Origin of the sequence: Acinetobacter sp. AHP123, from assembly GCF_023757925.1 — a bacterium.
GTDB classification, from domain to species: Bacteria; Pseudomonadota; Gammaproteobacteria; order Pseudomonadales; family Moraxellaceae; genus Acinetobacter; species Acinetobacter oleivorans.
In genome coordinates this window covers 3,773,020-3,786,886 of record NZ_CP092454.1, presented here as the reverse complement: position 1 = coordinate 3,786,886, position 13,867 = coordinate 3,773,020, and the positions used below count along the sequence as shown (strand labels likewise).

Here is a 13,867-nt window from a genome sequence, read left to right as displayed (position 1 = left end):
AAGTTTCAGATTTGATTCTTTAAGAAGAGATCAAGAGTTGTATTTAAGGTTGGGTAGCGAACTAAAAGAAGGCAGAAAATGCATTAGAGATAGGCAAACAGGGCAGAACTAAAACAAGAAATTAATCGGTTTCTCATGCATACAACATCTATTGTAGGCATGAGAAAATAAGTGAAATATTAATTTTTTGTAGTTTTTGCCGTTTGTGCGCCATAACTTAAACTGGCCATTGAGGGTCTAAATTGACCTGTATTGGCATCGCGGCCCTGTAGTAAAAATCTAGGATTGGTTTGACCATAGCCCTGTACAGCCTGCTGAGAAAACTTGCCAATATCAGAGCTTGGGCTGCGCAATCGGTTGATAATCAGAACCTTCTGAGTCGCCGCAAAATCTTGCATCATATTTTGATCGCCTTCACTGTCACCTGCGATAAAAATTGGCCCGTAACCATATTTAGAGACTAAAAAACGCTGGATGGTTGCGGTTTTGCCTTTACCTTGAGTTTGCGCATAGCCATGACGAAACTCGGGTAAAATTCGATTTTGTGCATCTCGTTCCAACTCCATCGCGTAGGCATTTTTTTCATTAATGTTGTAGCCGATCTCTGGATTAGAAATAATTTCCTTAATCACATCAATAAAAGATGCCGAGCAGACATAGACATCAATTCCATTATCCTGAAAGGCCTTAAATAGATTTTGCATTTCACGGTATGGTCTTAAACCATTTTCCCAAGTGGTTTTCACAACACCAGCTTGGCCCGAAAGTGCTGCGGGAGAGGTCCATGTCACAGGTCCAATCGGTTGCTGCATTTGCCAAGCCACCGTTGCTTTCACCAAATTACGGACTTCTTGTTCGGTAAGCCCGGTAAATAAATAAGTGACCCACGGATATGCAACTTCATGATCAAACGTGTCTCCAATCGCTGCATATAGATATCTCATTTTAGTAATGAAATCGAGATAATGCGGATCTTGTTTAATTTGATCCAGACTTTGCTTGCCTTTTAGACCGCTATAGTGGTGATAAAGCCATGTGTAGCTCGCAATAATATCTGGGGCAATTTTATCAATATTGACGGCTTGGCCTTGCTGGTTATTGTAGGCCGCTTCAAAATTTTGCGAGCTAATTCCTTTGTGAATAATCTGATTAAGCTGTTCTGGCGTGACATTAAACGCTAAGTGTTCAAGCTGATAAATTAAAGTTGCTTCTTCGATGTCTAAAAATACCGAGGTATTGTCAAAGTCAGTGACAATATACGGGCGTTTGTCAGGATTGTAGTTAGGGCTATCTTTTCCATAGCTAGCAATAAATTGATTAAGTTGGTCGAAGTTAAAAGCGTCCCATTGACCTTTTTGGATATATTCCTTTTTGGGAATAGTGACTGCGGGAGATGTATTTTGTATAGGGTTGTAATTACATGCGCTTAGAGCAATCATACTTGCCAGACTACTGGTGAGTAATAGTGCTTTGGCAACTTTGCTCAGTTGATGGGTAGCTTGCATAAACCCTTCCTTTAAATTCTATAAAATTTAAAAACTAAAAAATGAAAATGAAGAAAAGCGATCTAAATCACTTTTCAAATTCCGACAGGCATTTGTCCGTTTAGATATTTTTTACAAAGACGCACAGTTTCATTGGACCATTGGTCTCCAAGACTTTGAGCCATTTCTGTTTGTGCGTGAGAACCATTCCAAGCCATCATTTGAATGCGGCGTTGCATGATAAAAGTCGGGATCATTTCATATTCTTCAGACTGAATATGACCTACGCGCTCGTAGCCTTTTAACCAGTAATCAACCCAATGAGGCGCATTTGCATAATGTTCATTGAAGCTAATCGCAGCGGCGAGATCATGCATAAACCAGCTCATGCCGCAGTCATCAAAATCAATCACGCCGATACGTTCTTGTTGTAGTAATAAATTGGTTAAACGCAAATCGGCATGAATCAGGCCATAACGGTCCTGAGTTTTGCCAAAGAAATTTAAATCTTTCGAAATCTGTGCAATCGCTTCTTCAATTACGCCGTGATCTTGTGGTCTTAAATGAGGTGCATTTTTCCAGTTTCCCCAGTGTCCATCTGCACCGACCATGGTTTCATGGTTCCACACAATACGCTGAAAGCTTTCAGGCGCTTGCCATGTCTTACTATGTACGTGCAACTTTGCGGTAATTTGTCCTAATTGTTCAAATGCAGTTGGGTCAACTTCAACCGTCGGCATATCGCCCTCAACCCAGTTGAAAAGGACTGCATAACGATAAATATCATTTGATAGTTTCAAGGTAATGACGCGCTCACCCGACTGATCTGCAATCGCCACAGGAACTTGGATTCCACTTGCATTTAAAGCATCTAACCATTCAAGCTCACTTTGTATATCGAGTTTGCTGTGATAGTTGGGGCGGTGAATTCGAAGTGCATATCGGGCAGACCCAGTCGAAACTTGATAGGTTGCATTTTCAGACTGACACAGTAGTTTGACCTGTCCTTGATAGTCTGATGGATATTGCTTAATTGCTTGTTCTGCCAGTATTTGTAATTGAACTTGGCTTAAAAATTCATTTTGTTCTACAGACATAACCCATCTCCTCAATTTAATTTTTAAACACGTTTCGTGTTGAGATGCCGTCGATCTTATAAAAGAAAAAATGAATCAACTTGACTTCAAGTGGTCGGGGAGATGTTTTGCTGTCAAGTTTTATGAATATCTTTTGCGCAACTATTGGTGGTGTAAATTTAGTCGATAAGGCATACGACAATGAAAGAATCTGAATTAAGCGTAGATGTTGGTGCTTTACAACAGGACGCAGAGTATTTTGCAAAACGTCAGTTAAAAAAGGGGGCAGTAGGTTGGTTACTTTTAGTGGGGCTAGGCGTCTCTTACGTCATTTCGGGTGACTTTGCGGGTTGGAATTTTGGGTTGGCACAAGGCGGCTGGGGAGGACTCTTTATTGCAACAGTCATCGTCGCGTTTATGTATCTTTGCATGAGCTTTGTGATGTCTGAGATGTCGACGATGTTGCCCACTGCTGGCGGTGGCTATAGTTTTGCCCGCGTTGCATTTGGTCCTTTTGGAGGATACCTCACAGGGACTGCGATTTTAATTGAATATGCAATTGCACCTGCCGCGATTGCCGTTTTTATCGGTTCATATTGCGAATCACTCTTTGGAATTGGCGGCTGGGCTGTTTATCTAATTTGTTATTTAGTTTTTATGGGTATTCATCTCAAAGGTGCGGGTGAAGCGCTTAAAATCATGTTTGGAATTACCGCCGTTGCTTGTATTGCGCTGGTCGTATTTATCGTTGCGATGCTTCCACATTTTGACAGTGCCCGTTTGTTTGATATTCCAGTCAGCGCTCATGCAGGAGCGAGTAGCTTTTTACCATTTGGCTATATGGGAATATGGGCCGCAGTACCTTATGCCATCTGGTTTTTTCTTGCAGTTGAAGGAGTGCCACTGGCAGCCGAAGAAGCAAAAGATCCAGTACGTTCATTGCCACGAGGCTTGATTGGTTCAATGTTGATATTGGCATCGTTTGCACTTTTAATTTTATTTTTAGGAGCAGGCGCAGCGGGTTCAAATGCATTAAAAAATTCAGGAGCACCTTTAGTTGATGCACTTATTGCGGTGTATGGTCAGCACACATGGTTGGCAAGTTTTGTTAACTTTGTGGGTCTTGCTGGACTTGTCGCAAGTTTCTTCTCAATTATTTATGCCTATTCGCGCCAGATTTTTGCATTGTCACGTGCGGGATATTTGCCAAAAAACTTATCACTTACCAATGAAAATAAAGCGCCATATTGGGCCATTATCATTCCTGGCATTATTGGCTTCTTACTCTCTTTAACAGGTGAGGGTGACTTACTCATTTTAATGGCTGTATTCGGTGCAACCATTTCTTATGTGTTGATGATGCTCTCACACATTAAATTACGTTTGTCTCGCCCTGAATTACCACGCCCTTATAAAACACCTGGTGGAATATGGACGTCTTGTATCGCTTTGATTCTCGCTGCTGTTGCTGTAGTGGCAGGGTTAATGGTTAATCCAAAAGTTTGGTTATTAGCCGCGCTGATTTATGTCGGATTTATACTCTATTACTTGTTATATAGCCGTCATCATTTGGTGAAAGGTACGCCTGAACAAGAGTTCGCTATGATTGATGACTGATTTTCATTGCAGTAAAAATAAAGAGGCTTCGGCCTCTTTTTAAGTTTTATAAAACCACAAAAAAGTTTAGAAGCCAAAATAGAAAAGTTTAAATATTTAACTCAAAGTTTACTTTTACACGGTCTAAAACAATTAAGGTTCGATATGTTTTTACATCTTCATTATCCGCAAAATGTTTTCTAACTAAACTTTCAAAATGAGATAAGTTGTTGCTTAGCATGATAATGATAAAAGAGACTCCTCCATTCACAAAGTAGCACTGTTGAATTTCTTCAACAGAAGCAAAGTATTGCTTCGCTCTATCCATCACTACAGAGCGGTCTTCGCTAAGTCGGACTTCAATAATAGAAGTAATTTTTTCTCCAAATTTAAGCGGATTTAAGATAGCGCAATTTCTTAAAATAATTTCCTTTTCTTCCATACGAGTTATACGTCTTTGTACTGAAGCAGAGGATAGGCCAATTTTTTCGGAAATTTCTCGATGCGAAGTTTTATTGTCTTTTTGAAGTATTCTTAAGATTGCATAATCAAAATTATCTAAAGAAATATCTGACATGAGTAAATCTCTCATTAAGCTTTAAATATAGAGTTATTTAATCGTTTTATTGAGAGAAATAGAAGAAATATATTGATTATATAGAATTAAAATTTCAATCATTCCCAGAGTAGTAAATATGATGATTGAGACAAACTCCAAGCAAGGCATGGCATTCGCAGCCGCATTTCTATCTTTAGTTTCTGTGCAAATAGGAGCATCAATAGGAAAAGCCCTTTTTCCAATTCTGAGTGCAGAAGGAGTGACCTTAACTCGACTTGCTTTAGCAGCATGTTTCTTATGGATTGTTTATAAACCTTGGAGAGACTGGAACAGACAGACCAATTGGAAAAATCTCATTATTTATGGGGCCATCCTCACTTTAATGAATACTTTAATTTATAAAGCATTTTCTTATATGTCTGTTGGAATCGCTATTTCCATCGAAGTGTTGGGACCGCTTACGGTCGCTATTTTAATGTCTAAAAATAAATTAGATTATTTTTGGGGAGTATTATCTCTTATTGGTTTGCTTTTTTTACCTATGGGCAATTCAAACAATAACTTTAGTTTTATTGGTATGACGTATGCGCTTGTGGCTGCCGTGGGTTGGGGACTGTATATTATTTATGGCTCTAAAGTTGCACAAGGTGGCGGAAGCTCTGTTGCAACTGGAATGTTCTTGGCGGCTTTGTTTGCAACGCCTTTAGGTGCATCTCACATTATCCATATTTTTGATAGTTATACGATTCTTTTGACATGTTTACTCATGGCGATGCTAGCAAGTGCAATTCCATTTATATTAGATATGGTTGCTATGAAAAAACTGCATCCGCGAGTTTTTGGAATATTAGTGAGCGCATCACCCGCGGTGAGTGCTTTGGCTGGATGGCTGATTTTAGATGAACGATTAAATCATTTTCAGATCATTGGAATAACAATTATTATGGCATCGTGTGCAGGATGTTCTTATTTCTCGTATAAACGTAATACTGCATAAGTCTGTTCTTCTATGATGGCTTATATCTAAAGCTGGATGAGTCATTTGAGCGGGAGAGAAATAATAAATAGTGCCCCCTTAAAAAGGCTGCCTCTGTACAAAAAGAATATAAAAACAGCAAGTAACACTTACTCAAGTATCATTTTAATCTGATTAATATTTATACAATATAGTTGCCAGATCACAAGGATATGAACTAATGAAATTTTTAAGATTTCTAACTTTTAGCACCATTCTTACGTTGTCCGCACATAGCTATGCGACAGTGGGTGGTGGACAAAAAATTGAAGTATTGGGTTATCAGCAAAAAGAGAAGAAACTTTATGTATTAAGACACTACGAAGATGGTCGAGGACGGTTACCACAACTCTATTATTATCTATTAAATAGTAAATCGCCTGACAAACTTATTGAAGTTAAATCGCTCTACATCAATCCAAAAACACATAAGATTGATTATGATCAAGATAGTACCGCGTTTGATAAAGCTCTAAATAAAATTAAAAAAAACTTAGTCCCTTTGATCGTAAGTAATAGTAAGACTGTAAAAATTCAGACCTTAAAAACGCATCAGAATCAAGTATCATCTTGGTTTGATCCTTCAGGCAAGATCACGCAATATAAAACAGAATATGTTGTAAAATCGCCGTCTTTACAAAGTAAGCCCCATGTCGCGGTTCATTACACTAAAGCAATAAAAATTTCCCAAAATTATAGCGTGCCTAAACAGAACAAGAGGTTGGTTGTCGTTAAATATTTGGGGGTTCCAGAAGAAACTGGTTATGACATTGAAGACCCTGTTTTACTAGTACCTAATCAAAATCTTCTTTAGGGATGCAGCCATACAATTTACACAGGATGAAGAATGAATAATTTGAATTTTAAAACTCTCAAGAAGTATTGGTTGCCATTCGTAGGTATTGCTTTAATCGCGGGCTCTTTAATATTGGCATTTGCTTGGGTTGCTGGTCTATTGGGACATCGAACAACAAGCAAAACTTTTTTGGGCGAATCATTAAGTAAATTTGATCCTGGTTATCGACGTGCACACGGTAAGGGTATTTGTTTTGATGGCACTTATCACAGTAATGGTGCGGCGGCTGCACTCTCTAAAGCCACTGTATTTGCCAAGTCTGATATACCAGCAATTGGCCGATTTTCTATTGGGAGCGGTAACCCGCATGCGGCAGATAATTCGACAGCAACAGTGAGTATGGCTTTATTACTTTCCGCAGCTGATCATTCACAATGGCGGATGAAATTAAACAACTTTCCCTATTTTCCTACGCGAAATGCTGAGGGTTTTTTGGCGCAGCAAAAAGCATTTAAACCAGTTCCATCTACTGGCAAACCTGATCCAGCCCTTGTTGAGGCTTTCTTAAAAGAATATCCCGAAGCGCGTAAGTCTATTGAGCAAAAGGCAAAGATGCCATTAACCGGTAGTTTCAGCGGCGCAGAATTTTATGTCGTAAATGCATTTATATTGCGGGCCGCCAATGGACAAGAACAGCCAGTGCGTTGGTCTATGCGTCCTCATTCAAAATTTATTAGTCTGACCAAAGAGCAACGTGATCAAGCTGGCCATGATTTCTTATTTAAAGACATCAAAAAACGTTTGGCTGAAGGGCCGCTGTATTGGGATTTAGTTTTGCAACTTGCCGAGCCAGGAGACCTAGTGAATGACCCGTCTCAGCCTTGGCCAAAAGAGCGTAAAGAAGTTATAGCCGGAACATTAGAAGTCAAAAATGTGGCTGAACAGGTAAATGGTGTTTGCCGTGATATTAACTTTGACCCAACTTTGGTTCCACCCGGAATTGAGTTATCAGATGATCCGGTACTCGCAGCACGAGCAAGCATCTATTCACAATCTTACAATGCGCGCTTACGTGAAATTGGATTTGGCAAAGCAACGGATGCCGTGGGTAAATAGGAGAGATCAGCCATGCAAAAAAAATCTAACGATAATGCTCCACGTCATTTTAATTTGACTGCTCGAATTCTACATTGGGCTATGGCGGTAGCAATTTTGGCTATGCTATTTATTGGTGTTGGAATGACAACCTCAATCACTTGGCGTCCGTGGTTAATCGATATTCACCGTCCTTTAGGAATCGCAATCTTATTGTTGGTCATCTTAAGATTAATAAATCGACTCTATTTTCCAATTCCACCTTTGCCGCCGACTGTACCGCGCTGGCAGGCGTTTATTGCCCATGCATCACATTGGCTACTTTATCTTTTGATGTTTAGTTTGCCATTGCTCGGATGGGCAACGCTTTCGGCAGGTAATTGGCCTGTAACGTTATTTCCGGGTTGGGACCTTCCACCAATCGCTCCAACCAACTCTACGCTCTATGCATGGTTTCGCACGCTACACGGAATTTTGGCTTGGCTGTTATTTGCTGTCGTTATTGGTCATCTGTCTGCTGCATTATTACATGCATGGGTTTATCGCGATGGCGTATTCTCAAGTATGGCTCTGGGTTCTTCTGCTGGGTCAAATAGAGATAATGAAAAGAAGAGTGCTGATTGAGAGGGAGTTATTCGACTTTAGAGTTTGAAGCACTCACTCAGAACATATAGACAGTGCCTTAGGTAGATTAGAGTCTAAAGCACTGTGGGAACATTATTTTAGGGTTATATATTCCGATAAAACCAATGTACACAAGCATCTGCCAAAATTTGTGTGGTATCAAAGCTCACGTCTAAAATTGGAGACTGGATTGCATGTAACCCAATTGGAATTTCTGTACAAGCTAAAATAATCGAACCAGCACCTTTATCTATGAGCCTTTGGCTTAACTCTTGAAAAACCGCACCCGCTTGTGCCGATTCATTACGTTTTACAGCATAAACAGCGGGCATAAATTCCTGTTCAATTTCTTGATCTGAATTAATGACAAAAGGAATGTCGTGCTTGCTTAACTCAAGTTGATACAACTGAGTAGAAAGGGCGCCTTTGGTTGCCAATATTCCGACTTTATCACCCGATTGATAATTCTTTAAAATCTGTTGCACCGTAATTTCAACCATATTTAAGATTTCAATATGGGTGTGTTGCTGTAAGTCAGAATGCCAGAAGTGTGCGGTATTACATGGAATGGCGATTTTAGAGACACCGCTACGCTCTAATATTTTTAGTCCATGTAACATGGCATTTAAAGGGCTTTCACCTAGGTTTTTAAGTGCAAGTTGTCGGTCAGGAATACCGCCGTGATTCCAAGCAATTGTTGGAATATGTTCCTGATCTTTAGTGGCAGGGCTTGCATCGAGCAGACGCTGTTGAAAATCAACAGCAGCGCCCGGTCCCATACCACCCAAAATTCCAAGGGTGGGGAGTTTTGAAAATTCTGTCATCTTACAAACGGTATGCATCTTTGTTAGAGAAGGTTTTACGATAACCGAATAAGCCTACGGCACCGCCTGTGTGGAGGAAAATCACTTTGTCATCCTTAGTGAAATGACCCTGACGGATGAGGTCGACTAAACCTGCAAAACCTTTACCTGAGTAAACAGGGTCAAGCAAAATACCTTCAGTTCGAGCCAGCAATTCAACAGCCTCAACCATGCTATCAGTTGGAATACCGTAGCCATCGCCAACATAGTCACTATTCGCAATCACTTTTTCACGGGCAATAAGATCTGCGCTTAAACCAAGATGTTCTAATGTTGCACGAGTAAGTTTATAAACATTTTCTTCTTGTTTGGATTTTTCAGCACGAACGCTAATACCGAGTACTGGTAAGTTTGAGTGCGTTGCCGCAATACCCGCTAAAAGGCCAGCTTGAGTACCCGTGCTACCTGTTGCATGTACAAGATGAGTCGGAGCCAGTTGAATCTGGTTAAGTTGGTTAATTAATTCAATTGCTGTTGAGACATAACCTAAAGCACCAATAGCGTTTGAACCACCACCCGGAATAATGTACGGACGCTCACCTTGTAGTTCTAATTCTTTTGCTTTGGCTTCTAAAGCCGCCACCATGTCGGTGCCACCCGGAACAACCTCAATTGATGTTGCACCTAAAATCTCGTCGAGCAATAAGTTTCCATTATTGTAATATTCATCTGTACCATCACTAACGCGTTGTTCGAGTAAAACAGATGCCTTTAAACCAAATTTATTTGCTGCTGCAATTGTTTGGCGAACATGGTTAGATTGAGTTGCACCTTGAGTCAGTACATGGGTTGCACCTTTTGCAAGTGCATCACCAATTAAAAATTCTAATTTGCGGGTTTTATTACCACCTGTAGCCAGCCCAGTAGCATCGTCTCGTTTGATGTAAATCTGGGGACCATTTAACGCTTTAGTTAAGTTGGGTAAAAACTCTAGAGGAGTAGGCGCATGAACCAATTGAACGCGCGGTAAATGACTTAATAACATAATAATGTCCTAAAAATTTAATGTATGTAATCAATCATGCGACTTACTTCTTTGCGCATAATTTCTAAAATATGTTTTTTGGTTTCAATAAATTCTTGCTGTGGCGTAATATTTTCAATGCTACGCGCACGAGGTAAATTCACTTGAATATCTTCGGCAATGCGTCCGGGATGGCCTGCCATTAAAATAATGCGATCTGCTAAAAGTAGAGATTCATCAATATCGTGAGTAACAAATAAAACGGTAGTTTTATTGTCTTGCCAAAGCTGAGTCAGTGTTTCCTGCATCAAAATACGTGTTTGAGCATCTAAAGCCCCGAAAGGCTCATCCATTAATAAAATCTTTGGCTTCATGACCCACGCACGGGCAAGGGCAACCCGTTGCTTCATCCCCCCTGAGATTTGCCAAATTCGATGATTTTCAAACTTCTTTAAGCCCGTTTTTTCTAAATAATATTCAGTTTGCTCAGCAATATATTTAGCTTCAGCTTTTGATTGCTTAAGTGGAAATTGAATATTTTCTTTTACTGTGAGCCAAGGAAATAACTGAGCTTGTTGAAATACAACAGCTCGGTCAATGCCCGGTGCTGAGATGGTTTGACCATCTACATAAATCTCACCTAAAGTTGGTTTTTCAAAACCAGCAAGCAAGTTCAAAATAGTTGATTTACCACAGCCAGAAGGCCCAAGTAAGCAAACAAACTGACCTTTAGGAATTTTAAGATTAATATCTTCTAAGACCGTATTTTCTGTCTTGTTTTGTTTAAATATTTTCAGAACATTATTTAGCTCAATAAAGGGTTGAGTCATTATGCTTTTCCTGTCCAAGGGGCCCATTTCTGCTGTGCTTTCACAATGAGCCAATCTAAAATAAAGCCAATTGTTCCAAGTAAAATAATCCCGACAATCACCACATCTGTACGTAAATAAGAACCCGCATTAATAATCATCCAGCCTAAACCAGAAGTCGCTGCAACCATTTCCGCTGCAATTAATGATGTCCAACCAATACCAATAGATAAACGAATGGTGGTGAAAATTTCAGGAAGTGAAGAGGGTAAAATGACACGGAATAAGATTGCTGTTTTTCCTAAGCCCATCGTTTGTGCTGCTTGAATCAAACCATATGGCACGTTTTGGCTTGCTGCGGTTGCACCCACAATGACGCTCAGTAAAGTCGCAATAAAAATAAGGAAAAATTTAGATTCCTCACCAATTCCTAGCCAAACAACAACCAATGGAATGAGGGCAATTTTGGGAATAGGACGTAAGAATTGTACAAATGGATCTAAAATGGCATTAAGTACAGGACTACGGCCCATTAATAATCCCAAAGGCACACCAATAACGATTGCAACGAAGAAAGCAAAGAAGGCACGAGCCGTGCTGACTAAAATGTGTTGATAAAAAGGAGCATCTCGGTAACCGTTTTTAAATAAATCTAAAACTGTATCTAAAATCTGTAGAGGAGAGGGCAACAAAATGGGTGAGACAAGTTTAAATGTACACACAAGCTGCCAAATAATCACAAAAGTGATTAGCGATAATGTACTAATCACTTTTACTTTAAACGGGTTCAACTGAATCATTTGATAACCTTATTTTGTCGCTTCAATAAGGTATTTACTGTCGATATTAGGCGCATAACTCTTTGGGACATCAGATTGTTTCAACTCGCCAATACTGACTAAAAATTTAGCAATATCTTGAGTTGCTTTAGCCAAGCCAGAGTTTTCATCGTTTGATGTTGCACCTAAATATTTTTCAGAGGCTTGATCTTTCAGTGGAATATATTCGATACCAGCAAGTGTGGTTTCTACTTGGTCATATGGAAGACTTAAGTATTTAGAGATTTTTTCAGAAGCAGCTTTAGGATCACGTTTATATTCATCAACTTGATCTTGGTAAGCCTTCAAGAATTTAATTACAAGGTCAGGGTGTTTTTCTGCAAACTCTTTGCGGACAGCAAAGTTGTTATAAACCAAAATACCTTTTTCATTCAGCGTCGTTGTACGATAAATTTCTTTACCGCCTTCTTTCTCTAGCTGTTGAGTAAATGGTCCCCAAACATAGGCTGCATCAATATCACCACGTGTCCATGCAGAAACAATTTCAGCAGGCTTAAGTGGAATTAATTTGATTTTTGATTTATCAATTTTATTTAATGCAAGCGCTTGTTCTAAAGCATATTGCGCGGTGGAGTTGGCAGGGAAGGCAACTTTTTTACCAACCAGACCTTGCAGATTTTTAATATCAGGACGAACAATTAAACGTTCTGCACCAGAAATTAGACCTTCCAAACCAATGATTTCAATTGGTAATCCGCGAGTAATACCTGCAACAGCTGGGCTTGAGCCAAAACGAGCAATATCAATTTCATTTGCGGCAAAGTAATTAATTACATCAGCACCCGAAGCAAATTCAACCCACTTAATTTTTGTACCTAAAGCTTTTTCAAAATCTCCATCAGCCTTACCAAGAACCCAAACTCGTGGACCACCACCCCAAGCAAAACGTACTTCTTTAGGCAGTTCAGCGGCAGCCGCAGTTTGAGAAGCTTCTGCCTTAGTTTCATTATTTTGCTGAGAATTATTTCCACAACCCGTTAAAAGTGCAAAGCTGAGAACCCCTACTGATAAGACAGCGTTTTTTAAGTGAAAACGTGTTGCAAACAACATTATATTTCCAGTAATTTTCGAAATTTATTCGATCTTAGTGAAAATTTATGATTAATAAAAATATGAAAAAGTGGAATGGATATATGCAAAGATGAGTTTATATTTATCATTAAAAAAGAATTATTTATCACTTAAAGTTGGTAGTTATATTTTGAGCTAAAATCGATGCATGAAAAAAATAAGAGCTTTTAAAAAATTATTTATTTATAGGTTAGTGCATGATTAAAATTATTAATTAAATTAAGAATATTCAAAAATTACATGGCTTTTGAGGTAAATGATCACTTCAAAAAACCATGCAATTTATAAGTAGGGCTTTTAACGATTTAGGAGCTTATTTAATTCGATACCACGTTTGGTTTCGGCCAATTGCAGAAATACCAATGTATCCGCGAGCGATGAGTTTTTCACCATCTGGTGATACGGTTACACTAAATTTATAAGTTTTATCTGACTGAGGGTCGAGGATAGATCCCTTGTCATATTTATTTTGACCAACACTTTTTAAATTTTTGACAATGGTTAGGCCAATTAAAGATTTGTTTTTGTAGGTACCTTCACACATCGTACATTTGTTGGCCTCATTTGGAACAAGTATTTTTTCGATGTTCGCAGACAAATTGCCATTTTTATCTTCGCTAAATCTTACTAGTGCTCTCGGTTGATTGGTTGCCTCATCAATTGTTTTCCAAACACTGCCATGTAGTTTGTCCGAGGCAAATGAGTGAATCGAATAAAAGCTAAGTAAAAGGAATAGTAAATATTTTTTCATATCAAGCATTTCTCAAATTAAAAATGGATGGTTTTAAAGATCTGAATTATTCATTTTAAATTTAACTTCACAGTTTTCTTAGTATTGAATCTTTAAGCTAAACAATATGTAAAGTTATAATCTATTTGTGTGGATATTATTTGGATCAATATATTTATGCAATTGCGAGAATGGACAGAGTTATAAAATATAGCTTTAAAATGTGATTATTAGATTATAAATTATTAAGACTTTTAAAAGTATGCGATGAATAGGTAGGTATATAGTGTAATAAATGATGACAAAATATGTTTTAAAAGAAGATAAAAACATCAACTATTTTTTG

Annotated in this window: 14 protein-coding genes; 5 read left to right on the top strand and 9 right to left on the bottom strand. The window is 38.7% G+C overall.

The features are described from left to right. Positions 1-179 precede the first annotated feature (179 nt). Positions 180-1,505, bottom strand: a complete 1,326-nt coding sequence (locus MJX77_RS17955) for an HAD family hydrolase (protein ID WP_252060008.1) — start codon at positions 1,503-1,505, stop codon at positions 180-182. 74 nt (positions 1,506-1,579) lie between these two features. Further along, positions 1,580-2,581, bottom strand: coding sequence for a phosphotransferase enzyme family protein (locus MJX77_RS17950; protein WP_252060007.1), 1,002 nt, complete (start codon positions 2,579-2,581; stop codon positions 1,580-1,582). Positions 2,582-2,761: 180 nt separating this feature from the next. Between MJX77_RS17950 and eat the strand changes: the two genes are divergently transcribed. Beyond that, positions 2,762-4,177 (top strand): ethanolamine permease, encoded by a 1,416-nt coding sequence (gene eat / locus MJX77_RS17945; RefSeq protein WP_252060005.1) that lies wholly within the window; start codon positions 2,762-2,764, stop codon positions 4,175-4,177. Between the two features lie 88 nt (positions 4,178-4,265). Here eat and MJX77_RS17940 read toward each other — a convergent pair whose 3' ends face one another. Further along, positions 4,266-4,733: an Lrp/AsnC family transcriptional regulator gene (locus MJX77_RS17940; protein WP_005070150.1), complete on the bottom strand. Its 468-nt coding sequence runs from the start codon at positions 4,731-4,733 to the stop codon at positions 4,266-4,268. Between the two features lie 118 nt (positions 4,734-4,851). Here MJX77_RS17940 and MJX77_RS17935 point away from each other — a divergent pair, with 118 nt between their 5' ends. The 4 genes from MJX77_RS17935 to MJX77_RS17920 all read left to right on the top strand — a co-directional run bounded on the left by MJX77_RS17935 (position 4,852) and on the right by MJX77_RS17920 (position 8,245). Next, positions 4,852-5,712 carry an EamA family transporter gene (locus tag MJX77_RS17935; RefSeq protein ID WP_252060003.1) on the top strand — a complete coding sequence of 287 codons (861 nt, stop codon included), beginning with the start codon at positions 4,852-4,854 and terminating at the stop codon, positions 5,710-5,712. Between the two features lie 199 nt (positions 5,713-5,911). Then, positions 5,912-6,544 (top strand): hypothetical protein, encoded by a 633-nt coding sequence (locus tag MJX77_RS17930; RefSeq protein WP_252060002.1) that lies wholly within the window; start codon positions 5,912-5,914, stop codon positions 6,542-6,544. A 33-nt stretch (positions 6,545-6,577) separates the two neighbouring features. Continuing rightward, positions 6,578-7,642 (top strand): catalase family peroxidase, encoded by a 1,065-nt coding sequence (locus MJX77_RS17925; RefSeq protein WP_252060001.1) that lies wholly within the window; start codon positions 6,578-6,580, stop codon positions 7,640-7,642. A 12-nt stretch (positions 7,643-7,654) separates the two neighbouring features. Next, positions 7,655-8,245 carry a cytochrome b gene (locus MJX77_RS17920; protein WP_252060000.1) on the top strand — a complete coding sequence of 197 codons (591 nt, stop codon included), beginning with the start codon at positions 7,655-7,657 and terminating at the stop codon, positions 8,243-8,245. Between the two features lie 104 nt (positions 8,246-8,349). Here MJX77_RS17920 and cuyB read toward each other — a convergent pair whose 3' ends face one another. The 6 genes from cuyB to MJX77_RS17890 all read right to left on the bottom strand — a co-directional run bounded on the left by cuyB (position 8,350) and on the right by MJX77_RS17890 (position 13,542). Beyond that, positions 8,350-9,069, bottom strand: a complete 720-nt coding sequence (gene cuyB / locus MJX77_RS17915; RefSeq protein WP_252059998.1) for a cysteate racemase — start codon at positions 9,067-9,069, stop codon at positions 8,350-8,352. A 1-nt stretch (position 9,070) separates the two neighbouring features. Further along, positions 9,071-10,093 (bottom strand): D-cysteate sulfo-lyase, encoded by a 1,023-nt coding sequence (gene cuyA, locus MJX77_RS17910; protein WP_049836290.1) that lies wholly within the window; start codon positions 10,091-10,093, stop codon positions 9,071-9,073. Between the two features lie 17 nt (positions 10,094-10,110). Continuing rightward, positions 10,111-10,902, bottom strand: a complete 792-nt coding sequence (locus MJX77_RS17905; RefSeq protein ID WP_252059997.1) for an ABC transporter ATP-binding protein — start codon at positions 10,900-10,902, stop codon at positions 10,111-10,113. Continuing rightward, on the bottom strand, positions 10,902-11,681 hold the full coding sequence (locus MJX77_RS17900) for an ABC transporter permease (RefSeq protein ID WP_013198368.1): 780 nt from the start codon (positions 11,679-11,681) through the stop codon (positions 10,902-10,904). The genes MJX77_RS17905 and MJX77_RS17900 overlap by 1 nt, the downstream gene beginning before the upstream one ends. Before the next feature lie 9 nt (positions 11,682-11,690). Further along, on the bottom strand, positions 11,691-12,770 hold the full coding sequence (locus MJX77_RS17895; protein ID WP_013198367.1) for a taurine ABC transporter substrate-binding protein: 1,080 nt from the start codon (positions 12,768-12,770) through the stop codon (positions 11,691-11,693). A gap of 334 nt (positions 12,771-13,104) precedes the next feature. Continuing rightward, on the bottom strand, positions 13,105-13,542 hold the full coding sequence (locus MJX77_RS17890; protein WP_252059996.1) for a DUF2147 domain-containing protein: 438 nt from the start codon (positions 13,540-13,542) through the stop codon (positions 13,105-13,107). Positions 13,543-13,867: the final 325 nt, after the last annotated feature.

Coding starts and splice junctions, on each gene's coding strand:
- MJX77_RS17940 (WP_005070150.1), bottom strand. CDS start 4,733: ATGTCAGATATTTCTTTAGATAATTTTGATTATGCAATCTTAAGAATA.
- MJX77_RS17955 (WP_252060008.1), bottom strand. CDS start 1,505: ATGCAAGCTACCCATCAACTGAGCAAAGTTGCCAAAGCACTATTACTC.
- MJX77_RS17925 (WP_252060001.1), top strand. CDS start 6,578: ATGAATAATTTGAATTTTAAAACTCTCAAGAAGTATTGGTTGCCATTC.
- MJX77_RS17920 (WP_252060000.1), top strand. CDS start 7,655: ATGCAAAAAAAATCTAACGATAATGCTCCACGTCATTTTAATTTGACT.
- MJX77_RS17935 (WP_252060003.1), top strand. CDS start 4,852: ATGATGATTGAGACAAACTCCAAGCAAGGCATGGCATTCGCAGCCGCA.
- cuyB (WP_252059998.1), bottom strand. CDS start 9,069: ATGACAGAATTTTCAAAACTCCCCACCCTTGGAATTTTGGGTGGTATG.
- MJX77_RS17930 (WP_252060002.1), top strand. CDS start 5,912: ATGAAATTTTTAAGATTTCTAACTTTTAGCACCATTCTTACGTTGTCC.
- MJX77_RS17950 (WP_252060007.1), bottom strand. CDS start 2,581: ATGTCTGTAGAACAAAATGAATTTTTAAGCCAAGTTCAATTACAAATA.
- MJX77_RS17890 (WP_252059996.1), bottom strand. CDS start 13,542: ATGAAAAAATATTTACTATTCCTTTTACTTAGCTTTTATTCGATTCAC.
- MJX77_RS17900 (WP_013198368.1), bottom strand. CDS start 11,681: ATGATTCAGTTGAACCCGTTTAAAGTAAAAGTGATTAGTACATTATCG.
- eat (WP_252060005.1), top strand. CDS start 2,762: ATGAAAGAATCTGAATTAAGCGTAGATGTTGGTGCTTTACAACAGGAC.
- MJX77_RS17905 (WP_252059997.1), bottom strand. CDS start 10,902: ATGACTCAACCCTTTATTGAGCTAAATAATGTTCTGAAAATATTTAAA.
- MJX77_RS17895 (WP_013198367.1), bottom strand. CDS start 12,770: ATGTTGTTTGCAACACGTTTTCACTTAAAAAACGCTGTCTTATCAGTA.
- cuyA (WP_049836290.1), bottom strand. CDS start 10,093: ATGTTATTAAGTCATTTACCGCGCGTTCAATTGGTTCATGCGCCTACT.